The organism is Flavobacterium sp. WC2430 (assembly GCF_040822075.1).
Classification (GTDB): Bacteria; Bacteroidota; Bacteroidia; order Flavobacteriales; family Flavobacteriaceae; genus Flavobacterium.
In genome coordinates this window covers 2963925-2988917 of the sequence record NZ_CP162007.1, presented here as the reverse complement: position 1 = coordinate 2988917, position 24993 = coordinate 2963925, and the positions used below count along the sequence as shown (strand labels likewise).

At 35.5% G+C, this 24993-nt stretch carries 18 protein-coding genes, 4 tRNA genes and 3 rRNA genes; 18 read left to right on the top strand and 7 right to left on the bottom strand.

Going from position 1 to position 24993, the window contains the following annotated elements; genetic code table 11:
- Positions 1–14: 14 nt before the first annotated feature.
- Positions 15–3182, top strand: a complete 3168-nt coding sequence (locus AB3G36_RS13045) for an efflux RND transporter permease subunit (RefSeq protein WP_367753428.1) — start codon at positions 15–17, stop codon at positions 3180–3182.
- Positions 3175–4608, top strand: a complete 1434-nt coding sequence (locus tag AB3G36_RS13040) for a TolC family protein (protein WP_367753426.1) — start codon at positions 3175–3177, stop codon at positions 4606–4608. The genes AB3G36_RS13045 and AB3G36_RS13040 overlap by 8 nt, the downstream gene beginning before the upstream one ends.
- A 130-nt stretch (positions 4609–4738) precedes the next feature.
- Here the strand turns inward: AB3G36_RS13040 and AB3G36_RS13035 are convergent, their stop codons facing one another.
- Positions 4739–5335, bottom strand: coding sequence for a DUF2238 domain-containing protein (locus AB3G36_RS13035; protein WP_367753424.1), 597 nt, complete (start codon positions 5333–5335; stop codon positions 4739–4741).
- Positions 5336–5437: 102 nt separating this feature from the next.
- The gene (locus AB3G36_RS13030) at positions 5438–6526 is read right to left on the bottom strand and encodes a M42 family metallopeptidase (protein ID WP_367753422.1); all 1089 of its coding nucleotides are present in this window, start codon (positions 6524–6526) and stop codon (positions 5438–5440) included.
- Between the two features lie 80 nt (positions 6527–6606).
- Between AB3G36_RS13030 and AB3G36_RS13025 the strand changes: the two genes are divergently transcribed.
- The 10 genes from AB3G36_RS13025 to AB3G36_RS12980 all read left to right on the top strand — a co-directional run bounded on the left by AB3G36_RS13025 (position 6607) and on the right by AB3G36_RS12980 (position 14190).
- Positions 6607–7287 (top strand): DUF4294 domain-containing protein, encoded by a 681-nt coding sequence (locus AB3G36_RS13025; RefSeq protein ID WP_367753420.1) that lies wholly within the window; start codon positions 6607–6609, stop codon positions 7285–7287.
- A gap of 1011 nt (positions 7288–8298) precedes the next feature.
- On the top strand, positions 8299–8463 hold the full coding sequence (locus AB3G36_RS13020; protein WP_367753418.1) for a hypothetical protein: 165 nt from the start codon (positions 8299–8301) through the stop codon (positions 8461–8463).
- 3 nt (positions 8464–8466) lie between these two features.
- Positions 8467–9980, top strand: a 16S ribosomal RNA gene (locus AB3G36_RS13015).
- A gap of 127 nt (positions 9981–10107) precedes the next feature.
- Positions 10108–10181 (top strand) — tRNA-Ile (locus AB3G36_RS13010).
- 93 nt (positions 10182–10274) lie between these two features.
- A tRNA-Ala gene (locus AB3G36_RS13005) sits at positions 10275–10348 on the top strand.
- Between the two features lie 185 nt (positions 10349–10533).
- Positions 10534–13418 (top strand): 23S ribosomal RNA (locus AB3G36_RS13000).
- A 144-nt stretch (positions 13419–13562) separates the two neighbouring features.
- A 5S ribosomal RNA gene (gene rrf / locus AB3G36_RS12995) occupies positions 13563–13672 on the top strand.
- The 16S, 23S and 5S rRNA genes sit together here with 4 tRNA genes alongside, the layout of an rRNA operon.
- Positions 13673–13740: 68 nt before the next feature.
- A tRNA-Phe gene (locus AB3G36_RS12990) sits at positions 13741–13813 on the top strand.
- Between the two features lie 6 nt (positions 13814–13819).
- A tRNA-Leu gene (locus AB3G36_RS12985) sits at positions 13820–13905 on the top strand.
- A 126-nt stretch (positions 13906–14031) separates the two neighbouring features.
- Complete coding sequence (locus AB3G36_RS12980) at positions 14032–14190, top strand: hypothetical protein (protein WP_367753416.1); 159 nt, start codon at positions 14032–14034, stop codon at positions 14188–14190.
- Here the strand turns inward: AB3G36_RS12980 and AB3G36_RS12975 are convergent.
- Both AB3G36_RS12975 and AB3G36_RS12970 read right to left on the bottom strand, forming a co-directional pair.
- On the bottom strand, positions 14187–15140 hold the full coding sequence (locus AB3G36_RS12975; protein WP_367757935.1) for a transposase: 954 nt from the start codon (positions 15138–15140) through the stop codon (positions 14187–14189). The two genes, AB3G36_RS12980 and AB3G36_RS12975, sit on opposite strands and share 4 nt — an antisense overlap.
- A 13-nt stretch (positions 15141–15153) precedes the next feature.
- Positions 15154–15516, bottom strand: coding sequence for a transposase (locus AB3G36_RS12970; RefSeq protein ID WP_367753414.1), 363 nt, complete (start codon positions 15514–15516; stop codon positions 15154–15156).
- A gap of 77 nt (positions 15517–15593) precedes the next feature.
- Between AB3G36_RS12970 and AB3G36_RS12965 the strand changes: the two genes are divergently transcribed.
- The 3 genes from AB3G36_RS12965 (at position 15594) to AB3G36_RS12955 (ending at position 17996) form a co-directional block, all read left to right on the top strand.
- The gene (locus AB3G36_RS12965; RefSeq protein ID WP_367753413.1) at positions 15594–15974 is read left to right on the top strand and encodes a transposase; all 381 of its coding nucleotides are present in this window, start codon (positions 15594–15596) and stop codon (positions 15972–15974) included.
- 14 nt (positions 15975–15988) lie between these two features.
- Positions 15989–16465, top strand: coding sequence for a hypothetical protein (locus tag AB3G36_RS12960; RefSeq protein WP_367753411.1), 477 nt, complete (start codon positions 15989–15991; stop codon positions 16463–16465).
- Positions 16466–17045: 580 nt separating this feature from the next.
- Positions 17046–17996: an NAD(P)H-dependent flavin oxidoreductase gene (locus AB3G36_RS12955; protein WP_367753409.1), complete on the top strand. Its 951-nt coding sequence runs from the start codon at positions 17046–17048 to the stop codon at positions 17994–17996.
- A gap of 82 nt (positions 17997–18078) precedes the next feature.
- On the opposite strand, the gene nth is transcribed toward AB3G36_RS12955, so the two are convergent.
- From nth to AB3G36_RS12940, 3 genes are read right to left on the bottom strand one after another with little or no spacing between them, the layout of a single operon-like run.
- Complete coding sequence (nth, locus tag AB3G36_RS12950) at positions 18079–18726, bottom strand: endonuclease III (RefSeq protein ID WP_367753407.1); 648 nt, start codon at positions 18724–18726, stop codon at positions 18079–18081.
- A 3-nt stretch (positions 18727–18729) separates the two neighbouring features.
- Positions 18730–19119: a peptide-methionine (R)-S-oxide reductase MsrB gene (msrB, locus tag AB3G36_RS12945; RefSeq protein WP_367753405.1), complete on the bottom strand. Its 390-nt coding sequence runs from the start codon at positions 19117–19119 to the stop codon at positions 18730–18732.
- Between the two features lie 31 nt (positions 19120–19150).
- Positions 19151–20020 (bottom strand): alpha/beta fold hydrolase, encoded by an 870-nt coding sequence (locus AB3G36_RS12940; RefSeq protein WP_367753403.1) that lies wholly within the window; start codon positions 20018–20020, stop codon positions 19151–19153.
- A gap of 186 nt (positions 20021–20206) precedes the next feature.
- Between AB3G36_RS12940 and AB3G36_RS12935 the strand changes: the two genes are divergently transcribed.
- The 3 genes from AB3G36_RS12935 (at position 20207) to glgB (ending at position 24877) form a co-directional block, all read left to right on the top strand.
- Positions 20207–21628 (top strand): glycogen synthase, encoded by a 1422-nt coding sequence (locus AB3G36_RS12935; protein WP_367753401.1) that lies wholly within the window; start codon positions 20207–20209, stop codon positions 21626–21628.
- Positions 21625–22905, top strand: a complete 1281-nt coding sequence (locus tag AB3G36_RS12930) for a glucose-1-phosphate adenylyltransferase (RefSeq protein ID WP_367753399.1) — start codon at positions 21625–21627, stop codon at positions 22903–22905. The genes AB3G36_RS12935 and AB3G36_RS12930 overlap by 4 nt, the downstream gene beginning before the upstream one ends.
- 64 nt (positions 22906–22969) lie before the next feature.
- Positions 22970–24877 carry a 1,4-alpha-glucan branching protein GlgB gene (glgB, locus tag AB3G36_RS12925; protein ID WP_367753397.1) on the top strand — a complete coding sequence of 636 codons (1908 nt, stop codon included), beginning with the start codon at positions 22970–22972 and terminating at the stop codon, positions 24875–24877.
- Positions 24878–24993 lie beyond the last annotated feature (116 nt).

Genomic DNA, 24993 nt, shown 5'->3' with positions numbered 1-24993 from the left:
TAAAAAAATAAAAAATGTTTAATAAATTTATTGAAAGACCAGTATTGTCGATAGTTATATCGCTGATGATTGTTTTGATAGGTGTTTTGGCTATGACGACTTTGCCAGTTACACAATTGCCATCAATATCTCCACCAAAAGTAAATGTTACTGCAGATTATCCAGGAGCAAATAATGAATTATTGGTTAAATCTGTCATAATTCCAATTGAGAGAGCTTTAAATGGTGCTCCTGGTATAAAATATATTACTTCAGATGCAGGTAATGATGGTGAAGCATCAATTCAAGTAGTATTTAAGTTAGGAACAGATCCTAATCAAGCGGCAATAAATATTCAAAATAGAGTTTCTACTATTGTAAATAAGTTACCACCCTTAGTAATTAGGGAAGGTGTGAAAATTACGAGAGAAGAATCAAATAATTTAATGTACATAAACGTGTTTAGTACTGATCCTACAATGGATCAAAAATTCTTATTTAATTATACGGATATTAATTTATTATCTGAAATTAAAAAAGTAGATGGAGTAGGTGATGCTGATATTATTGGAAACCGTGATTATGCTATGCGTATCTGGTTGAAACCCGATAGAATGCTAGCATTTAAGGTTTCTACGGATGAAGTTATGAATGCTTTATCGCAACAAAGTTTAGAAGCGGCACCTGGTAAAACAGGAGAAAGTTCAGGAAAACGCTCTCAGACATTTGAATATGTTTTAAAATATCCTGGTCGATTTACTACTGCTGAAGAATATGGGAATATAATCATCAAATCTAATTCTGATGGCGCCATACTTCGTTTGAAAGATATTGCAAAAATAGAATTTGGAAGTTCGATGTATGATATTTATTCAAATTTAAATGGAAGACCTTCCTCTGCAATAACAATTAAACAATCTTATGGTAGTAATGCTTCTCAAGTTATTAAAGATGTTAAAGCAAAACTGGAAGAAATAAAGAAAACTTCATTTCCAAAAGGAGTTGATTATGAAATTAGTTATGATGCTTCTAAATTCCTAGATGCTTCTATTGAAAAAGTAATTCATACTTTACTTGAGGCTTTCGTTTTAGTTGGATTGGTAGTGTTTTTGTTTCTTGGTGACTGGCGTTCGACTATAATTCCAGCAATTGCAGTACCTGTTTCGCTTATTGGAACTTTTGTTTTTATGCAATTTTTCGGAATTTCTATAAACTTAGTAACTTTATTCGCTTTGGTTTTAGCCATTGGAGTTGTTGTTGATGATGCAATTGTTGTAATCGAGGCGGTACATGCCAAGATGGAAGAGGAGCATTTACCACCGATCGAAGCTACTAAAAAAGCGATGCATGAAATTAGTGGTGCTATTATAGCTATTACATTTTTGATGGCTGCAGTATTTATACCCGTTGCTTTTATGACTGGTCCAGTAGGAGTATTCTACAGACAATTTTCAATAACAATGGCATCAGGAATTATTCTTTCCGGTGTAGTAGCATTGACATTAACACCGGCTCTATGTGCAATGATGTTAAAAAACAACCATGGTGTAGCTAGAAAGAAGACCCCAATTAATAATTTTTTAGATGGTTTTAATTCTAAATTCAACCGTCTTAATGGAAAATACAGCGCCTTACTAGGGAAAATTGTTAGTCGAAGACTAGTGACTTTCGGAATTTTGATTGCTTTTTGTATTGGGATCTTTTTTATGAACAATAGTCTTCCATCTGGATTTATCCCAACCGAAGATCAAGGAACAATTTATGCAATTATTCAAACGCCTCCTGGTTCTACATTAGAGAGAACGAATGATATCGCTTTACAACTTCAAAAAATTGCTGAAAAAATTGACGGGGTGCAATCTGTATCTGCTTTGGCTGGTTTTGAAATACTTACCGAAGGTACTGGAGCAAATTCAGGTACCTGTCTAGTAAATTTAAAAAATTGGTCAGATAGGAAACATTCTGCAGTTGAGATAATGAAAGAACTAGAAGTGAAATCAAAAACAATTACTGGAGCTTCGCTTGAGTTTTTTCAGCCACCTGCAGTTCCAGGTTATGGAGCAGCTGGAGGATTTGAATTAAGATTACTTGATATAGCTGGTTCTGGGGATTATAAAAAGATGGAAACTGTCAATAACGATTTTGTAAAAGAATTGAATAAGCGTCCTGAATTAACTTCGACTTTTAGTTTCTATAGTGCAAGTTTCCCTCAATATATGTTGCGAATTGATAATGATCTGGCACAACAAAAAGGGGTTACTATAGATAATGCTATGAACACACTTTCCACATTGATTGGAAGTAATTATGAAATTAGTTTCATCAAGTATGATAGACAATATAAGGTAATTGTTCAATCGTCGCCTGAATATAGAGCGCTTCCAGAAGATGTTTTAAAGTTGTATGTAAAAAATGATCGTGATGAAATGGTGCCATTTTCGGCATTCATGCACATGGAAAAGGTTTATGGACTATCGGAGATTACACGTCATAATATGTTTAACTCTTCAGAGATTAGTGGACAAGCCGCGCCTGGGTATAGTAGTGGTGAAGCAATTAAAGCAATTCAAGAAGTCGCTGCAAAAGACTTACCTAGAGGTTATGGTATTGACTGGGCAGGTATTTCTAAGGATGAAGTAGGTCGTGGTAACGAAGCCATTATTATTTTTCTAATTTCTTTGTTATTTGTTTACTTTGTTTTGGCTGCACAATATGAAAGTTTTGTTTTACCATTTGCTGTAATTCTATCACTTCCAGCGGGTATTTTTGGTTCCTATTTACTACTTTCAATTATGGGGCTAGATAATAATATATACGCTCAGGTAGCCTTTGTAATGCTTATAGGTTTGCTAGGTAAAAATGCAGTTTTAATTGTTGAGTTTGCAGTCCAGAAGCATGAAGCTGGCGCCACAGTATTTGAAGCGGCGATGGAAGGTGCAAAAGTGAGGTTCCGACCAATTTTAATGACATCATTTGCATTTATAGCAGGATTAATTCCACTTGTGTTTGCCGAAGGTCCAGGGAAAATTGGTAACCGTACTATCGGTACTGCAGCTGCTGGAGGGATGCTTTTAGGAACCGTTTGTGGTGTTTTGATTATTCCAGGATTGTATTTTATTTTTGGTAGCATTGCTGCTAAAATTAAAATGATTAAAATACAAAATAATAATCCATTAACTGAAGAAATTGACAACCATGTATAAAATCAAATTACAACAATTTAGTATAGTTTTAAGCATTTGTCTTGCTGTTGTAAGCTGTAAAGCTCCGTCTGCTGTAACAATGTCTGAAAACAAAATGATTCCAGAAAGTTTTGGAATTAGCAAGGACACAGTTAATAGTTCAAATCTGAGTTGGAATAACTATTTTAAAGATTCTAATCTTGTCAATTTAATTGATATTGCACTAAAAAACAATCAGGAGTTGATGATTACTTTGCAAGAAATTGAAATGGCAAAGAATGATATCCGTGTTCGAAAAGGGGCATTATTGCCGTCTGTTGGACTAAGAGCAGGAACTGGAGTAGAAAAAGTAGGAAGATATACCAGCCAAGGCGCTGGTGATGCTAGTACTGAAATTGCGCCAGGTAAAGAGTTTCCAGATCCATTAACTGATTTTAATGTTGGAGCCTATGCCAATTGGGAAGTTGATATTTGGAAAAAATTGCGAAATTCTAAGAAAGCTGCTGTGACTAGATATTTATCTACTATTGAAGGAAAGAATTTTGTAATTACAAATCTTATTTCTGAAGTTGCTGACTCCTATTATGAATTATTGGCTTTGGATAGCCAATTGGAAATTGTAAAACAAAACATCCAATTGCAACAGAATGCGCTTGAAATTGTAAAAGTGCAAAAAGAAGCAGCAAGAGCAACAGAATTAGCCGTTCAAAAATTTCAAGCTGAAGTTTTGGCTTCTAAAAGTATGGAGTTTCAAATAAACCAAAAAATTGTAGAAACTGAAAACACGATCAACTTTTTGCTGGGACGTTATCCTGAAAAAATCACCAGAGACAGTGCTAGTTTTTTAAATCTAATACCAGCAACAATTCAGTCCGGTATACCATCTCAATTATTAATTAATAGACCGGATGTAAAACAAGCCGAATTGGATTTGACTGCTGCTAAACTAGATGTAAAAGTAGCGCGGGCTGAGTTTTATCCCTCACTTGATATTTCAGCGACTTTTGGGCTGCAAGCTTTTAAAACTTCCTATTTGGTTAAATTTCCAGAATCATTATTGTACAATTTAGTGGGTGACATAGCTGCACCTTTAATTAATAGAAATGCTATTAAAGCCGAGTTTGCTAATGCTAATGCACGCCAATTGCAAGCTTTGTATAATTATGATCGTACGATTTTGAATGCCTATTTAGAAGTTTCGAATCAATTAGCAAATATTGGTAATTTAGAAAAAAGTTATGCGCTTAAACAACAGCAAGTAACTGCTTTGAATACTTCTATTAGTGTAGCCAATGATTTATTTAAATCGGCTAGAGCTGATTATTTTGAAGTTTTGATGACCCAACGGGATGCACTTGATGCTAAACTGGAATTGGTAGAAACCAAAAAAGACCAACTGAATGCTTTTGTGCAAGTGTATAAAGCACTTGGTGGAGGTTGGAAATAAAATAGAATAAGGTTATAAATAATAAAATCCAGATAGAGATATCCGGATTTTGTTGTTATAATAGTATGTAAAGCTAAAAAAGCATTTGTGAAATTTAAGTTTATTAAACCTAGAAAGGTTTATATATAGACTAAATTTTTTGAAGCTGTTTATCCTGAATCTTTGAAAACAGTATTAAACCAGTTATTGCACCAATTGTAGCAAATAACATGTCAGATTGGGTGTCCCAAATATCACCTTGAGTTCCTAAAAAAGCATCACCTTCATCTCCCGAAGTGATAGAAACAAACCATTCAATCCATTCGTAAGCAGCACTAATGGCTAAACAGATGAAAACAATAATAAAATTAAAAAAGCTTTTATTGCTGATTACGTTTTTACGAATAAACAATTCTCTTATAATCATTGCTGGTACTAAACCTTGTGCAAAGTGACCCACTTTATCATAATTGTTTCTACTTTGATGAAATGCGTCTTTAATATAATCGAAAAAGGGAACTTCGGCATACGTATAATGACCACCTATGAATAATATAATGCAATGAATAAGAATAAGGAAGTAGGTGAAATTGGTAAATCTAAATTTATTAAAAGTAAAAGCTAAAACCAAAACACCAATGATAGCAGGGATAATTTCAAGAAAACAAGTGAAAACTTCTTTTGGATTGATAACAGACCATAGAAAAGTTCCAAAAAAGACAATTAACATTAAGTAGATATACTTCATATTTTGGTGATTTTTAGCCCTGATAGAAGCGATATCCTTTTTCTGGTTTCGTTTTTAGAAACCAGAAAAAGATAAAGCAGATAGCAGGAATAGCTCCTAATCCTATTTGAAGTAAGAGAAAGTTTCGTTATTCTCTAATTTTAATAATGTTTCATAGATTAATTTAATCACGTTTTCAACATCATCACGGTGCACCATTTCAACTGTAGTATGCATGTAACGCAACGGAAGTGAAATCAAAGCCGATGCTACACCACCATTACTGTAGGCAAATGCATCTGTATCAGTTCCAGTAACGCGAGAAGAAGCAAGACGTTGAAAAGGAATTTTCTTTTCCTCGGCAGTGTCTAGGATCAGTTCTCTTAGATTATTTTGAACCGCTGGAGCATAAGTAATAACTGGACCTTTTCCTATTTTAGTTTCTCCTTCGATTTTTTTATCAATCATAGGAGTTGTAGAGTCATGACATACATCAGTAACTATGGCTACATTTGGTTTGATAGTTTTAGTGATCATTTCAGCACCACGCAAACCTACTTCTTCTTGAACGGAGTTAGTAATGTACAATCCAAATGGAAGTTTTACTTTGTTTTCATGCAGTAAACGCGCTACTTCGGCAATCATAAAACCTCCCATACGGTTATCAATTGCGCGACAAACAAATTTGTTCTCGTTTAAAATAATGAATTCATCAGGATAAGTAATCACGCAACCTACATGAACACCCATTTTTTCTACTTCTTCTTTGGTTTCACAACCAAGATCGATGAAAATATTGCTGATTTTTGGATTTTCTTCTTTGTCTCTATTTCTGGTATGAATGGCAGGCCAACCAAAAACTCCTTTTACAATTCCTTTTTTGGTGTGAATGTTCACACGTTTAGAAGGGGCAATTTGGTGATCCGAACCTCCATTTCTAATCACGTATATCAATCCATCATCAGTAATGTAGTTTACATACCAAGAAATTTCATCGGCATGACCTTCAATCACTACTTTATAAGGAGCGTCAGGGTTGATGATTCCTACGGCCGTTCCGTAAGTATCGGTTATAAAAGTATCAACGTATGGTTTTAAATAATCCATCCAAATTTTTTGCCCTTCGGCTTCAAACCCAGTAGGAGAGGCGTTGTTTAAGTATTGCTCTAAAAAGTTGATAGAGGATTTGTTTAATATTGATTTTGTGCTCATAAAATTATTTTTTGCTAATTTATAAATTTGGTATAACAGTTGTACATATAATGTATAATTTTACAATTAAATTATGCCTCATGAAGTTTACAACCTATACCATATTCTTTTTATTACTATCGTTTTTTGCCAAAGCCCAGGAGATTCCTCCAGCTCCTATGCCAATGGGGTACGAATTAAAAGAATCAGATGATGTAGTAAATGACACGATACAGTTGGAGGAAATTGTGGTTTCAAAAGAGAAACTAGATCCCGATGCCAAAAAACAATTTTTAATTCTTCAAAACAGGGTTTATAAAACGTACCCTTATGCAAAACTCGCATCCGAAAGATTGACCAATCTCAATAGAGGTATGGATCGATTATCTACAAATAAAGAAAAGAAAAAGTATTTTAAAATTGTCGAAGATTACCTTAATAATGAGTTTGAAGCCAAACTAAAGAAGCTTTCCCGAAGTCAAGGTAGAATTTTAGTAAAATTGATTCATCGTCAAACCGGAACCACCACTTATGAATTGGTTAAAACGCTAAAAAGCGGATGGAAAGCGTTTTGGTCCAATACTGCTGCGAGTATGTTTGATATTAATTTAAAATCGGAATATGCTCCATATACAGTAAATGAAGATTTTTTGATAGAAACAATATTACAAAGAGCCTTTGAATCAGGAAGATTAGTAAATCAAACCCCCGCAAATCCTGTTGATATAGATAAACTAAATGAATTTTGGGAATCCAAAGCTGAGCAGGTAAAGAAGAAATAACTTCCCCAATTTTTCTACCTAATATAGTATAGCCAATTTAAAACATGATTTTGTATCTTATTAACTATACTTATCAGGAGCTATTTCCTGCTATCCGCTTCAATCTACCTCGCCGAAACCCGGCTCAGTAGGATTTCCTCTACTATCAGGGCTAGAGGTGCATTGGTTTTAATTACAATGTATAATAGAGAATAATTTTGACTCCTATATATAAGGAGTTGCTTTCTCTGTTTAGCTTATATGTCTTTCTGTAGCTTATGTAGTAATTCTTCAAACGAGTTTCATAAAGGCTTAAAAATTTTGTCATAAGATCTTCAATATAACTAATATGTTCTTTTTATGTCTTATAGTTTTAAAAGAAAAGCGTAGCGAGAGCCCATAGATTGTATAGTTGTTTTAAATATTATCACATAAGATCTCCAAGAAGTAGCAAAGTAATATGTCTAATCTAACTTCTATGTCTTATATGGTTAAAAGAAACTGAAAACAAGACCTGCGAGAAATATATGATCCAACTTCTATTACCTATATGTTTAAAAATACCGTTGTATTGAATAGTAAATCTCAAACTATTTCATTTATTTTACCATTTACATCAAACGGTAGTTGATAGAGCAAAAATATATTTCTTTCAACTTAAACATTTCCAATGTGTTAAAAATAAATCGCAAATAAAGCAAAGAAAAGAGATTAAAAAGTATTGAATAACGGTTTAAAGAGTCTACTTTTGCACCCGCAACAACGCAGACGTTCTTTCAAATACTGGCAAGCAAACGAGATTAATTAGGAAATTTATTTTCAAAAAAAGTTTCAAAAAAGCTTGTGAGATTTAAAAGTGATAGTTACTTTTGCACCCCGCTAAACGCGCAACGTTCCTTGATAAGCTGATGAGAGAAGAGAAGAAAAGAAAGATTTATTTTTCTAAAAAAAACTTCAAATTTTTCTTGCCAGATAAAAAGAGAAGTTGTACTTTTGCACCCGCTTCGAGCGACACGTTAAGTGTTGCTACGATTGGCAAACAAGATAAGACACGTTCCTAGACATATTGAATTGACAGCCGTTTTTGAGAGAGATTTCAAAGACAAAAGAATAAGAGTAATAGAATTGAGAGATTTGAAAAAACCACTAGACCTTCAGTCAAAAATAAATAGAGAATCATTTATGGTTCTCGCATAATATACGATGAAGAGTTTGATCCTGGCTCAGGATGAACGCTAGCGGCAGGCTTAACACATGCAAGTCGAGGGGTATAGTTCTTCGGAATTAGAGACCGGCGCACGGGTGCGTAACGCGTATGCAATCTACCTTTCACAGAGGGATAGCCCAGAGAAATTTGGATTAATACCTCATAGTATAATTGAATGGCATCATTTAATTATTAAAGATTTATCGGTGAAAGATGAGCATGCGTCCCATTAGCTAGTTGGTATGGTAACGGCATACCAAGGCTACGATGGGTAGGGGTCCTGAGAGGGAGATCCCCCACACTGGTACTGAGACACGGACCAGACTCCTACGGGAGGCAGCAGTGAGGAATATTGGACAATGGGCGCAAGCCTGATCCAGCCATGCCGCGTGCAGGATGACGGTCCTATGGATTGTAAACTGCTTTTATACGAGAAGAAACACTCCTTCGTGAAGGAGCTTGACGGTATCGTAAGAATAAGGATCGGCTAACTCCGTGCCAGCAGCCGCGGTAATACGGAGGATCCAAGCGTTATCCGGAATCATTGGGTTTAAAGGGTCCGTAGGCGGTTTAGTAAGTCAGTGGTGAAAGCCCATCGCTCAACGGTGGAACGGCCATTGATACTGCTAGACTTGAATTATTAGGAAGTAACTAGAATATGTAGTGTAGCGGTGAAATGCTTAGAGATTACATGGAATACCAATTGCGAAGGCAGGTTACTACTAATATATTGACGCTGATGGACGAAAGCGTGGGTAGCGAACAGGATTAGATACCCTGGTAGTCCACGCCGTAAACGATGGATACTAGCTGTTGGGAGCAATCTCAGTGGCTAAGCGAAAGTGATAAGTATCCCACCTGGGGAGTACGAACGCAAGTTTGAAACTCAAAGGAATTGACGGGGGCCCGCACAAGCGGTGGAGCATGTGGTTTAATTCGATGATACGCGAGGAACCTTACCAAGGCTTAAATGTAGTTTGACCGGTTTGGAAACAGACTTTTCGCAAGACAAATTACAAGGTGCTGCATGGTTGTCGTCAGCTCGTGCCGTGAGGTGTCAGGTTAAGTCCTATAACGAGCGCAACCCCTGTTGTTAGTTGCCAGCGAGTCATGTCGGGAACTCTAACGAGACTGCCAGTGCAAACTGTGAGGAAGGTGGGGATGACGTCAAATCATCACGGCCCTTACGCCTTGGGCTACACACGTGCTACAATGGCCGGTACAGAGAGCAGCCACTGGGTGACCAGGAGCGAATCTATAAAACCGGTCACAGTTCGGATCGGAGTCTGCAACTCGACTCCGTGAAGCTGGAATCGCTAGTAATCGGATATCAGCCATGATCCGGTGAATACGTTCCCGGGCCTTGTACACACCGCCCGTCAAGCCATGGAAGCTGGGGGTGCCTGAAGTCGGTGACCGCAAGGAGCTGCCTAGGGTAAAACTGGTAACTAGGGCTAAGTCGTAACAAGGTAGCCGTACCGGAAGGTGCGGCTGGAACACCTCCTTTCTAGAGCCTTAGTGTTAGCTTATTTATAAGCACGGTAGGGAAAGAGACGAAAAGAGAAAGTGGAAACAAAGATTAAGAATTTATTACTCTTGCTGTTAGTTCAAATAATACAATTTAAGAATAAGAGTGTCTCGTAGCTCAGCTGGTTAGAGTACTACACTGATAATGTAGGGGTCGACAGTTCGAGTCTGTCCGAGACAACTATTTACTTAAATACAAAGAAGAAATTCTAGAGTTGAGGGGTTATGAAATATTTCATAATTCATAATTCACAATTCATAATTAAAAAAGATTGGGGGATTAGCTCAGCTGGCTAGAGCGCCTGCCTTGCACGCAGGAGGTCAACGGTTCGACTCCGTTATTCTCCACAAATCAAAAGTTTATGTGTTGATTTGTTAAATCGGTTAAACGATTAAACGAAAAAAAACGATTAAGCGATTGAAAAAAGTTCATTGACATATTGAGATAAGAAAAATATAAAAGTAGAAAGCGTTTTTTACTATTTATAGTAAAAAACAAACAAAAACGGTCTTAATTAATTTTAAGATTGGTACAATAAGCAAAATAAGGGCGTATGGGGGATGCCTTGGCTCTCAGAGGCGATGAAAGGCGTGATAAGCTGCGAAAAGCTACGGGGACGGGCACACACCGATTGATCCGTAGATACCTGAATGGGGCAACCCACTAGATTGAAGATCTAGTACACCGATAGGTGGGCAAACCCGCTGAACTGAAACATCTAAGTAGGCGGAGGAGAAGAAAACAAAAGTGATTCCGTAAGTAGTGGCGAGCGAACGCGGATTAGCCCAAACCAATGTTGTTACGGCAATGTTGGGGTTGTAGGACCACGATATTCAATGTAAAACGAACTAGAATCTACTGGAAAGTAGAACCAAAGAGGGTGATAGTCCTGTATAGGTAAGTGATATAATTGATAGTGGTATCCTGAGTAGGGCGGGACACGAGAAATCCTGTCTGAATTTGGCGGGACCATCCGCTAAGGCTAAATACTCCTGAGAGACCGATAGTGAACCAGTACCGTGAGGGAAAGGTGAAAAGAACCGTGAATAACGGAGTGAAATAGATCCTGAAACCATACGCTTACAAGCGGTCGGAGCCCCTTCGTGGGGTGACGGCGTGCCTTTTGCATAATGAGCCTACGAGTTAACGTTGCTGGCAAGGATAAGTGGTTAAGCCACGGATCCGTAGCGAAAGCGAGTCTGAATAGGGCGCTTTAGTCAGTAGTGTTAGACGCGAAACCGTGTGATCTACCCATGGACAGGTTGAAGCTGTGGTAACACATAGTGGAGGACCGAACCCGTTGACGTTGAAAAGTCTTGGGATGATCTGTGGGTAGGGGTGAAAGGCCAATCAAACTCGGAAATAGCTCGTACTCCCCGAAATGCATTTAGGTGCAGCGTTAGTTATAAAGTTATATAGAGGTAGAGCTACTGATTGGATGCGGGGGCTTCACCGCCTACCAATTCCTGACAAACTCCGAATGCTATATAATGTTCACTAACAGTGAGGGCTTGGGTGCTAAGGTCCAAGTCCGAGAGGGAAAGAACCCAGACCATCAGCTAAGGTCCCCAAATATATACTAAGTTGAAAGAACGAGGTTTGTCTGCATAGACAGCTAGGATGTTGGCTTGGAAGCAGCCATTCATTTAAAGAGTGCGTAACAGCTCACTAGTCGAGCGGACGAGCATGGATAATAATCGGGCATAAGTATATTACCGAAGCTATGGATTTACAATTTATTGTAAGTGGTAGGGGAGCATTCTCACAGGGTAGAAGGTGTATCGTAAGGTATGCTGGACCGGTGAGAAAAGAAAATGTAGGCATAAGTAACGATAATGCGGGCGAGAAACCCGCACACCGAAAGACTAAGGTTTCCACAGCTATGCTAATCAGCTGTGGGTTAGTCGGGACCTAAGGCGAACCCGAAAGGGACAGTCGATGGACAACGGGTTAATATTCCCGTACTACTGTTAACTGTGATGGGGTGACGGAGTGATGAAAGTGCCGCGAACTGACGGAATAGTTCGTTGAAGTACCTACCTATAAGACCCGCAGGCAAATCCACGGGTTTTGGGGAAATACGATAGTACTCGGCGTCTTCGGACAAAGAGATAGTGCACCTAAGGGCTTCCAAGAAAAACCTCTAAACTTCAGGTTAATAGTACCCGTACCGCAAACCGACACAGGTAGTCGAGATGAGAATTCTAAGGTGCTCGAGAGATTCATGGCTAAGGAATTAGGCAAAATAGACCCGTAACTTCGGGAGAAGGGTCGCCAGCAGCAATGCTGGCCGCAGTGAAGAGGTCCAGGCGACTGTTTATCAAAAACACAGGGCTCTGCAAAATCGTAAGATGAAGTATAGGGCCTGACACCTGCCCGGTGCTGGAAGGTTAAGTGGAGATGTTATCTTCGGAGAAGCATTGAAATGAAGCCCCAGTAAACGGCGGCCGTAACTATAACGGTCCTAAGGTAGCGAAATTCCTTGTCGGGTAAGTTCCGACCTGCACGAATGGTGTAACGATCTGGACACTGTCTCAGCCATGAGCTCGGTGAAATTGTAGTAACGGTGAAGATGCCGTTTACCCGCAGTGGGACGAAAAGACCCTGTGCACCTTTACTATAGCTTAGTATTGACCTTGGATAAATGATGTGTAGGATAGGTTGGAGACTGTGAAGTGGCGTCGCTAGGCGTTGTGGAGTCATTGTTGAAATACAACCCTTTGTTTATCTGAGGCCTAACCCCGCGTTTGCGGGGGACATTGCTTGGTGGGTAGTTTGACTGGGGTGGTCGCCTCCAAAAGAGTAACGGAGGCTTCTAAAGGTTCCCTCAGTACGCTTGGTAACCGTGCGTAGAGTGCAATGGCATAAGGGAGCTTGACTGAGAGACATACAGGTCGATCAGGTACGAAAGTAGAGCATAGTGATCCGGTGGTTCCGCATGGAAGGGCCATCGCTCAAAGGATAAAAGGTACGCCGGGGATAACAGGCTGATCTCCCCCAAGAGCTCATATCGACGGGGGGGTTTGGCACCTCGATGTCGGCTCGTCACATCCTGGGGCTGGAGAAGGTCCCAAGGGTTGGGCTGTTCGCCCATTAAAGTGGCACGCGAGCTGGGTTCAGAACGTCGTGAGACAGTTCGGTCTCTATCTACTGTGGGCGCAAGAAATTTGAGTGGATCTGATTCTAGTACGAGAGGACCGAATTGGACAAACCTCTAGTGTATCTGTTGTCACGCCAGTGGCATGGCAGAGTAGCTACGTTTGGAAGGGATAAGCGCTGAAAGCATATAAGCGCGAAACCCACCACAAGATGAGATTTCTTTTAAGGATCGTGGGAGATGACCACGTTGATAGGCTATAGATGTAAAGGCAGTAATGTCATAGTCGAGTAGTACTAATAATCCGTAAGCTTATGTACACCTTTCCAGCCTCGCAAGAGGCTGGGGAAACTTTCTAAAAAAATACTTTTTTCTTTATCTCAGTATGTTAAGATATTGTTCAATTGATTTTTATCATAAGATAAATGATCATTGAAAAATTGCCCAAAGCAATTATAACTTCTTAAGGTGGTTATTGCGGCGGGGCTCACCTCTTCCCATCCCGAACAGAGTAGTTAAGCCCGCCTGCGCAGATGGTACTGCAGTTATGTGGGAGAGTATGTCGTCGCCTTTCTTTTGAGAACCCGTTTTGCAAGAAACGGGTTTTTTTATTAAAATGTGCATTTTATAGTAAATTATAATGGTACCTTAGCTCAGATGGTAGAGCAATGGACTGAAAATCCATGTGTCCCTGGTTCGATCCCTGGAGGTACCACAAAATGCTCGGATGGTGAAATTGGTAGACACGCTGGACTTAAAATCCAGTGAACAGCAATGTTCGTGCGGGTTCAAGTCCCGCTCTGAGTACAAGAAACTTCAGTTGGCTAGCGCTACTGAAGTTTTTTTATTTTAAAATCTCTTTCATTTATTTGTGAGGGATTTTTTTTTAAGTTTTGTCTAGTCCTGAAATAGCGATACACAAAAAAGTATCCTATGGAATCATTACAACAAACGCGCTATTTAAAGCGTACGCAAAAAGACTACGGATCAATCCCAAAACCTGTGGAGCAACAAAAATTAGGATCAATCCCAAAACCTGTGGAGCAACAAAAATTGGATCAATCCCAAAACCTGTGGAGCAACAAAAATTAAGCATAAATATTTGTTAGTCTAAAAAGGAAAAACTCAATGTTCCTAACACCTCTAAATTGAGATCTAAACACTTTTATTTTGGCGTTGAAAGATTCAGCTGATGCATTTGTGCTTCGATAATCAAAATAGTTCAATATGTTTTGATAATGATTGATTATGGTTCGAGATATTGTATTGAAAGACTTAAACCCAGATTGACTTACCTTTTCATGCCATTTTGCAAGTCTAGCAAAACCGATTATTTTATCGGCTGTACTTTCAAAAATGTTGCGTAATCCTTGAGATAGATTGTAAGCCTCTTTGATATCAGGATATAATTCAAATAATAAATGGGCACGTTGTAATTGATTTTCAGACCATTTTGATTTATTCTTGTATAAGAAATAGCGACTTCTGGCTAGTAATTGTTTAAGTGTATCCCCGTTAGTCAACACTACAGATTCGAACTTTTTCTTGTTTTCCTTGGCTTTTTCTATAGCTTCATTTTCCTGATCTATTGCTTGCCAACGGTATTTGATTCTGATTTCTTGTAAGGCCTCTGTGGCCAATTTTTGAACGTGGAATCTATCGATGACACGAGTTGCATTAGGAAAACATTTCTTGGCAATTAACCCCATATTTCCTGCCATATCTAGGGTTATCTCTGTGACTAGATTTCGTTGTTTAAGAGGTATCTTTTCAATGATAGCGATTACTGTTTCAGCTTTAGTTCCAGCAACCATTGCAACGATGGTTCCTTTTCTACCTTTTGCTGCTTTATTAGTTAGAATTGTATAGAGCTCACCGTTGGATAGTGAGGTTTCGTCCAATGACAGTCTTTTTCCAATGTTTTCAGGAAAAATAAGCCATTCTTTTGCGTGTGGTTTTTGATTCCAGATTTTAAAATCACTTAAGAAATCTTTGTAATGATGTTGCAGATTCTTACCGCTTACACCGTAGAAAGAAGCAATAGCATTGCAATCATTAGGCTTGGAATCTATTGATTTCTTTTAAAAAAGACGCGAACTCCTGTGTTACCCGAGTTCCGTCTGCTACTAAATTCCAATCCCTAAATACAACTTGTCCACTATCTTCGTTAAGCCATCTTCTGCGGGTGATATGTAGATAAACTTGATGTCCACGGATTGGAAAATCTTGAACAGTTATCTCATCAAAGAATCCTTTTGAACTTAATTTGTTTTGACGATATTCTTTTGGAATCGAATTAATCTCTTTTAAATAAAGATGAAGAATTTCTTCCCCTTTTTTATATGAAGTAAGTTCAAAATAATCAACTATAATTTCTGGTAACAATAACTTGAGAAGTTCAACAAAAGAATCTTGCATTTGTATTAAATTTATAAATACAAATATCTTAATTTAATATTTCCCCACAACATTTAGACTTGATCCAAGACTACACTATGTCTTTAAAATTAGAAATCGTTCAAGAAATAGAACGAGGACAACTTACAGTTAGCCAAGCAACAAAGAAGTACGGTATTCAATGTAGAAAGACAGTTGTACAATGGCTAATTAAATTTGGTAACTTTGATTGGGAGAACCAAATCCCTTCAAAGATGGAAAAAACACCCGAACAAAAGATTATGGAGCTTGAAGTTCAAGTCAAGCTTCTAGAGAAACAGAAGGCATTCCTGGAGCGACAGGCTTTTGTTGCAGACAAGAAGGCTATCCTGTTTGATATGATGATTGATTTAGCAGAAAAAGAATATCAAATCGATATCCGAAAAAACTCTGTACCCGAACAATCGATTATTTCAAGACAAAAGAACAACAAACAATAGTATTTACCTGTTATTTGTTCGGGATAGACAGACAGGTTTATTATCGAAGAATTCGAAGAAAAATAGTTAAACAAGATAAAGCAGAACAGGTTATTTTGATGGTTGATGCTATCAGAAAAATAATGCCTAGAATAGGCACTAGAAAACTATATTATCTTTTGTCAGACAAACTCCTATTGATAAAAATAGGCAGAGACAAATTCTTTGATATACTAAGAGCCAATCATTTATTAATACAGCCAAAACGTTCTTATCATATAACAACTAACTCCCATCATCGTTTTAGAAAACACGAGAATTTAATTTTAGATTTAGAGATAAACAGGCCTGAACAAGTCTGGTTATCAGACATCACGTACATTGGAAAAAGAGATAATCCTTGCTACCTAAGTTTGGTTACCGATGCTTATTCAAAGAAGATAATACAATCAAGGAGCAAAAATAACAAATCAAATTGTCAAGGAATTAGTTACTATTTACAATGGACTTAGACCTCATTATTCGAATTTTATGCTGACTCCAAACCAAATGCATTCTCAAAACAAAACGAAGATGAGAACTTATAAAACAAAAAACAGTAGCAAAAACGTTTTTGCTACTGTTTAATATTTAATTTTATCTAATAATCTGTATCGCTTTTTTAGGACGGGACATTTTATATATACTCTGTTTTTATGTATTTTTTAAAGGTATATGGGAAATAGTAGTGTCAAATGCAATAGGATTGTTTTTTGCAAATATTTTAGTTCTACTAATTAGTATTTAAAATATATTTATTCATTTTAAATGTTAAAGCCATTACTTTGGTGTAATTATGTAGAAAATGTTTGCAAATGTCGCATGTTTATAAGGTATGTTTTTAGCGTGAGGGATAGCAGTGAAAAGCCCACAGTTCCATTGAGTCTCGGACTCAATGGAACGAGGACTTGTAATGAATAGCCCGACCTGACTTTTTTAGGAAGGTCACGCCCAAATTTTACTAACAGCTTTAATATGATTTTAAGTATTTACTTTTATATACTAGGCACGCATAGTATATTTTGATATCTTTGATGTAAATTTAAAATAAAGATGATAAAACCAACGTTAACTTCCCTTTTAAAGATTAAACATCCATTAATAATGGCTCCTATGTTTCTTGTTTCCAATACTAAAATGGTTATTGAAGGAATGAAATCGGGTGTGGCGGGTTGTATTCCAGCTTTAAATTACCGTACTCTAGGTGAATTACGAGCTTCTATAATTGAACTTAAAGCAGCTAAAGTTGAAGGAGGTAGTTTTGGTTACAATCTAATAGTGAATAAATCTAATATAAAATACAAGGATCAGTTGGCTGTATTATGTGAGGAAAAGGTTGACTTCATAATAACATCTTTAGGCTCTCCCGAGGAGACTATTAATCAAGCTCATAAAGTAGGTATTAAAGTTTTTTGTGATGTCACTGATTTGTCTTTTGCAAAAAAAGTGGAAAGCCTAGGTGGTGATGCTTTAATAGCTGTAAATAATGAAGCTGGCGGACATCGAGGGGATTTATCTGCTGAACAATTAATTAAAGAATTGAATTTAAACACTTCTTTACCAGTTATTTCTGCAGGTGGCGTGAGTACAAAAAATGATTTTGATAAAATGTTAAGTTATGGTGCGGTTGGTGTCTCTGTTGGTAGTCCATTTATTGCTTCATTTGAGTCTGGAGTTTCGGAGGAATACAAACAAGCTTGTGTTGATTACGGAGCTAATGATATTGTTTTAACTGAGAAAATATCGGGAACACCTTGTACTGTTATTAATACTCCTTATGTTCAGAAAGTAGGAACTAAACAAACTTCGATAGAAAAGACTTTAAATAAAAATAAAACCTTAAAAAAGTGGGTAAAAATGATTCGGTATATGATAGGATCAAATGCTGTTACTAAAGCAGCTACCGAAGTAACTTATAAAACTGTTTGGGTTGCAGGACCTACAATTGAAAACACAACTGAAATAACTGCGGTATCTAAAATTGTTGATAGGTTGTGTTTGTAATTTTTCATTGTTTAAATTGAATATCATAAATACAGATTCTTTGTTTTTTTTTATTAATAGTAAGTCTTTACCTAACTCAAAATTAATGTAGAATATTATTAATAAAATATGAACAAGAAGAAGTTATTGGGCAATTATTACAATTTGGTTTAGGACGACAAATTTCTCTTCCTAGAAATGATAGTGCCATTCCTATATTACCCCAAAGTGGTTGTGGTAATAATTGCATCAATTGTTTTTCGGCTTTCAAGGCATCTTTAGTGGTTTGAATTATGCCAATTCTAGGTGCTACACGAAGTACATGTAAGTCGACTATAATTCCTTGTGCTGGTTTATTGAATTCCCTGAGTACAACATGAGCTGATTTTCGACCGATACCTTTTAAAGCAGTTAAATCTTTTATGTTTAAAGGTATATTTATATCATTTTTAAGTATATGAGCAATTTCGATGACCCAATTGGCTTTTTTTTCAAAATATTTTACGCTAATTAAATATGGGTAGAGTTCAACAGGTTTTGTTTTTTGTAGACTTTGTAAACTCGGGTATTTTAGAAATAAAATGGGTGCAAGGGTATTAATATTAGCATCAGAATCTTGTGCCGATAAAATAACCATAATTACTAATTGATATAGATTTTGATAGGCGAGAGGATGTTTCCTGTCGTGGTATTTTATAAGAATTGGGTTTAAATTAAAAACCCAATTCTCTGTTTCACCAAATAAATCCATTAGTTACTCTTTAAAATCAACAGACAATGAATTTACACAGAACCGTTGTCCTGTTTTTGTTGGACCATCATTAAACACATGTCCAAGGTGACTGCCACAATTAGCACATACAATTTCTGTACGAATCATTCCGTGAGTTTTGTCAAGAATGTATTTTACTTTTCCTGGAATAGAATCATCAAAAGAAGGCCAGCCACAGTGTGCGTCAAACTTGGAATTACTTTCAAATAGCGGTTCTGAACAGGCACCACAACAGTATGTGCCTTTTTCGTAATGTAAATTATAAGTACCTGTATGAGCACGTTCTGTTCCTTTTTGACGTAGAATATGGTATCTCTCTTCGCCTAATTCTTCTTTCCATTGTGCCTCCGTTTTTTCTAAAGGATATTTCATATTATTATTATTATTATTATTATTATTATTATTATTGATTTTTAGTTATAAAAGTAATTACTTTTTGCACGACATTATGGTCTCCCAAAATTTTTCGATGCCCTAAACCGTTAGTAATAACTAATTCTCCATTTTGTAAATGTTTATGAATATGAATTCCCGCTTTTACAGGGACTTCAAAATCATCTTGGTCATGTATAACTAGAACTGGTATAGATGTATTTTTAGCAGCAATATAAGCGGAGTAATTGTTCATTGGTTCGTTATATTTTTTTTCAAAATGCAATTGCATTCTTTTTGCAATATTGGGCTTTAATTTTAGGTTTGAGACAAAGTCATCAATAATATCCTGAACAATATCCCCACTTCCAATAATTGTAGCAGATTTCACTTTTAATCCATTTTTTATAGCATTTAATACTGACATTCCTCCTAAAGAATGACCAATAGCAGCTTCAAATGACCCGTATTGTTTGTCTATTTCTATTATTGAAGCAATAAAATCAATCATAATTGAGCTATTACCAGGTGATTTTCCATGTGCAGGAGCATCAAAACTTATTGTCGAGTACCCTTCTTTTAGTAATTCATCAGCTATTTTTACTAGTTGTGTACCACGTCCTGACCATCCGTGAACTAATAGTATTTTTTTATCACTTTTACCATATTGATAAATAACAACATTCTTATTTATTTGCGGAATTAACAATACTTTTTGCTCACTTTTTCGATTCATGTCCCATTCTCTTTTAGGAAGAGTATGTTTTATTGGTGTTGTAAACAGTTTTGCTGCATATAATACAGCTAATTTTGGAGAGATTAGCGAGATAAATTTACTCGTTACTATAATAAGCTTAGGAATTTTTAATTTTTGTTGGTTAATAGAAGTATTTTTTGACATTTCAATAAATTTTTATTAGGGCTTTCATTTTATTTATTTTTTACTAAATTTAGAAAAACATAAAAGTAATATAATTTGTAAAAGGTTTTTGTCTTTTATAGGTAATTACCCTAAACTAAGAATTAGCTCTAATTCAAATATTAAAGCCATTCTTTTGTAAATAATTAAAAAAACAAATTTTATAAAATGGAAATATTTCATATTAGTGCAGAATGTTATCCTGTAGTAAAAGTTGGTGGACTAGCTGATGTTGTTGGAGCTTTACCCAAATACCAAAATAATGCTGGACATCAAGTTAGAGTTGTAATACCATGTTATGATACAAAGTTTAGAAAAGAGAATGATTTTGAATGTGTACACTGGGGATCAATAAAATTAGGAAAGTTTAATTTTCCTTTTAGTGTTCTCAAAGAAACTACTGATAAACTTGGTTTTGAATTATACCTTATTGAAATTCCAGAACTTTTTGACAGAAAAGAGGTGTATGGATATGAAGATGATATTGAACGATTTTTATCTTTTCAAATAGCAACTTTAGATTGGATCATAGGTAGAAGTGAAATTCCTGACGTTATTAATTGCCATGATCATCATACAGGGTTGATTCCATTTATGATGTTATATTGTGATAAATATTTAAAATTACAAAATACACCATCAATGATTACGATTCATAATGGTTTGTATCAAGGTCAATTTGGTTTTGATAAATTAAATTACTTTCCAGAATTTGATCTTTCTCATGTAAAAGTTTTAGAATGGGATAATTGTATTAATTCTCTTGCTGTAGCTGTAAAATGTGCTTGGGCTGTAACTACGGTTTCTCCCAACTACCTTAATGAAATTAATTATTCAGCTAATGGATTAGAATCATTGTTTAATCTTGTTAGATATAAATCAAAAGGAATTTTAAATGGAATCGACACAGAAGTATGGGATCCAGCTAAAGATGTAATGTTAGAGAAAAAATATTCTATCAAAAATTTCGAAAAAGGAAAACAGCAAAATAAAGAAATACTGTGTACTCTTTTTAATTTAGATCCTACAAAACCTTTATTTAGTTTTATTGGTCGATTACTGGAAGAAAAAGGAGGTGATTTATTGCCTCATGCCTCCGCTTTAGCGTTATCAGAAAATTTCAAAGAAATTAATATTTTGATATTAGGATCTGGAAATGCAGATATTGAAAATAGATTAAATAGCTTATTGATTGATTATAAAGGAAATTATAATACGTTTATTGGATACAATGAAGAATTAGCTCATTTAATTTATGCGGGAGCCGATTTCTTAATGATGCCATCTAGAGTAGAGCCATGTGGTTTGAATCAAATGTATTCTTTGCGATATGGAACAATTCCAATAGTAAGAAGAACTGGTGGTTTAAAAGATACTGTAATTGATTTTGGAGATGATGGTAATGGAATTTGTCATGATCAATCATCTGTTGGAGATATTTGTTACTCCATTAATAGAGCTGTAAATTTATATAAGGATAAAGAGCATTTAAATAAAATTATAAAACGTGGAATGAAAACCGACCATTCCTGGGAAAGAGTTTGTCAAGAATATATAGATATGTATAATTTAATAATCAACAAAATATGAAAGCTAAAAAGAATAATGTTGTTTCAATCATTCTTGGGGGAGGCCAAGGTTCTAGATTATATCCCTTAACCGCAACTAGATCAAAACCTGCGGTGCCAATTGCAGGAAAATATAGATTGGTTGATATTCCTATTTCAAATTGTATGAATTCGGATATTAAAAGAATGTTTGTATTAACACAATTTAATTCGGCTTCTTTAAATGCACATATAAAAAACACCTATACTTTTAATGCTTTTAGTCAAGCTTTTGTAGATATTCTAGCTGCCGAGCAAACTCCTGATAACCCTACTTGGTTTCAAGGAACTGCTGATGCTGTTAGACAATGTATGCCTCATTTTTTAAATCATGATTTTGATTATGCTTTGATACTTTCTGGAGATCAACTGTATCAAATGGATTTTAACGAAATGCTTGATGAACATATAAAACATGGGGCTGATATAACTATAGCAACTTTACCTGTAAACGCTAAAGATGCTCCCGAGTTTGGTATTCTAAAAACTAATAGCGAAAGCTGTATTGAATCATTTATTGAAAAACCAGCTGCTTCATTGTTGCCTGATTGGGAATCAAATGTAAGTGAGCAAATGAAAAGTGAAGGAAAGCATTATCTTGCTTCAATGGGGATTTATATTTTCAATAGAAAATTATTAATTGATTTAATGGCAAATCCTGATACCAAAGATTTTGGTAAAGAAATTATACCGCAAGCTGTTGGAAATAAAAAAATATTAAGCTATCAATATGAAGGGTATTGGACTGATATTGGTAATATTGATTCTTTTTTTGAAGCTAACATAGGTCTTACTGATGATGTTCCAAAATTTAATTTATTTGATAATGAAAATAAAATTTACACTAGACCTAGATTATTGCCTCCATCAAAATTCCGTAATACACTTATTGAGCAATCACTTATTTCAGAAGGTTGTATCATAAGTGCCAAAGAAATTAAAAAATCAGTTATAGGAATTCGTTCTAGAATTGGCGATGAAACAATTATTCAAAACTCCTATGTTATGGGTAATGATTTTTATCAAAGCATTGATATAATGGATGAAGAAAAAGCGAATAATAAAATTTTAATGGGAATAGGGGAAAGATGTTTTATTAACAATGCTCTAGTTGATAAAAATTGTAGAATTGGGAATGATGTTTATATCAATGGAGGAAAGCATTTAGAAGATTTTTCAAATGATTTGTATTCTATCAGAGAAGGAATTGTTGTAATTAAAAAAGGTTCAGTAATACCGGATAATTACAAAATTAATTAAGTTATTAAACTGTTTTTAAACTAATATTCTAATGACTTAAACATTAGAACTATAAAATTGCCATATGAGTAAAGTTATCACGCATTCTCTTTTTACTGACTTTGATATTAACTTATTCAAAGCTGGGAAACATTATAGACTCTATGAAAAGCTTGGGGCGCATTTGATTGAGTTAGATGGTGTAAAAGGGGTGTATTTTGCCGTTTGGGCACCTACAGCTCATTCCGTTTCTGTAGTTGGAGACTTTAATTTTTGGAAACAAGGAGAACATTTGTTGCAAGTAAGATGGGATTCTTCAGGAATATGGGAAGGTTTTATACCAAATATTGAAAAAGGAACTACCTATAAATATAAAATTCAATCTAATAATGATGGGATTATTACTGAAAAAGCAGATCCGTTTGCTTTTTATTGTGAGCAACCACCACATACGGCCTCAGTAATTTGGGATTTAGACTACAAATGGGATGATACTAAATGGATGAAATCACGCCAAGACCATAATGGATTAGACAAACCTTATTCTGTCTATGAAGTTCATTTGGGATCTTGGAAACGTCATGCTGAAGAAAATCGTTTTTTGACTTATCTAGAATTTGCTGAGGATTTAGTAAACTATGTAAAAGAAACTGGTTTTACTCATGTGGAATTTATGCCTATAATGGAATATCCTTATGATCCTTCATGGGGTTATCAATTAGTTGGTTATTTTGCACCTACCTCTCGTTTTGGTAAACCACAAGATTTTATGGTTTTAGTTGATAAGCTGCATCAAGCTGGAATAGGTGTTATTTTAGACTGGGTTCCATCACATTTTCCTGACGACGCACATGGTTTAGGGTTCTTTGATGGTTCTAATCTTTTTGAACACCCAGATCGAAGAAAAGGATATCATCCTGATTGGAAAAGTTTAGTGTTTAATTATGGACGAAATGAAGTTCGTTCCTTTTTAATTAGTAATGCTTTATTCTGGTTGCAGTATTATCATGCTGATGGTTTACGAGTAGATGCCGTTGCTTCGATGTTGTATTTAGATTATTCAAGAAATGATGGTGAATGGGAACCAAATATTTATGGAGGTAGAGAAAATCTAGATACCATTAGTTTTTTGAAAGAATTTAATGAAGCTGTTTACTCTAATTATGAAGGAGTGCAAACGATAGCAGAAGAAAGTACTTCGTTTCCAATGGTTTCAAGACCAACATCTGTTGGTGGATTAGGATTTGGAATGAAATGGATGATGGGTTGGATGCACGATACTCTAGAGTATTTTCAAAAAGAAACAGTATATCGTAAGTACCATCAAAATGAATTGACTTTTTCAATGACATATACTTTTTCTGAAAATTTCATGTTGCCTTTGTCTCATGATGAAGTGGTGTATGGTAAAAAGTCAATTGCAGGTAGAATGCCAGGAGATGAATGGCAAAAATTTGCAAATTTAAGATTGCTTTATGGATATATGTTTACACATCCAGGGACTAAATTATTGTTTATGGGCTGTGAATTTGGTCAAAGTGCAGAGTGGAATTTTGAAGGAAGCCTAGATTGGCATTTATTGCAATATCCTTTTCATGAAGGAATAAAAAAAACAATAACAGATTTGAATAATTTATACAAAACAGAACCTGCTTTACATGAAAAGCAGTTTAGTCCTGAAGGTTTTGAATGGATTAATTATTCAGATCATCAAAATGCAGTTTTTTCCTTTATTCGAAAAGGAAACCAACCAAAAGATGATTTGATTGTAGTTTGTAATTTTACTCAAATTGTACGGCCTAACTATAGAATAGGTCTTCCAAAAAAAGGAAAAATAAAAGAAATTTTTAATAGTGACGCAAAGATATATGGTGGAAGTGGAGTAATTAATCCAGATAAATTAACAATTGAATCTTCTCCTTATGACGGAAGAGACTATTCTATTGAATTATTGCTTCCTCCATTAAGTGTTAATGTTTTCAAGATATCATAGAATTGATTTTTAATATTGTTGTAAAGTTCAGCTTAATAAAAGGAACTTTACAGCAATATTTAATTTCTATTACAACTTTTTGGTGAATAAAGTCCTTATTTTAAAAGGCTAATTGA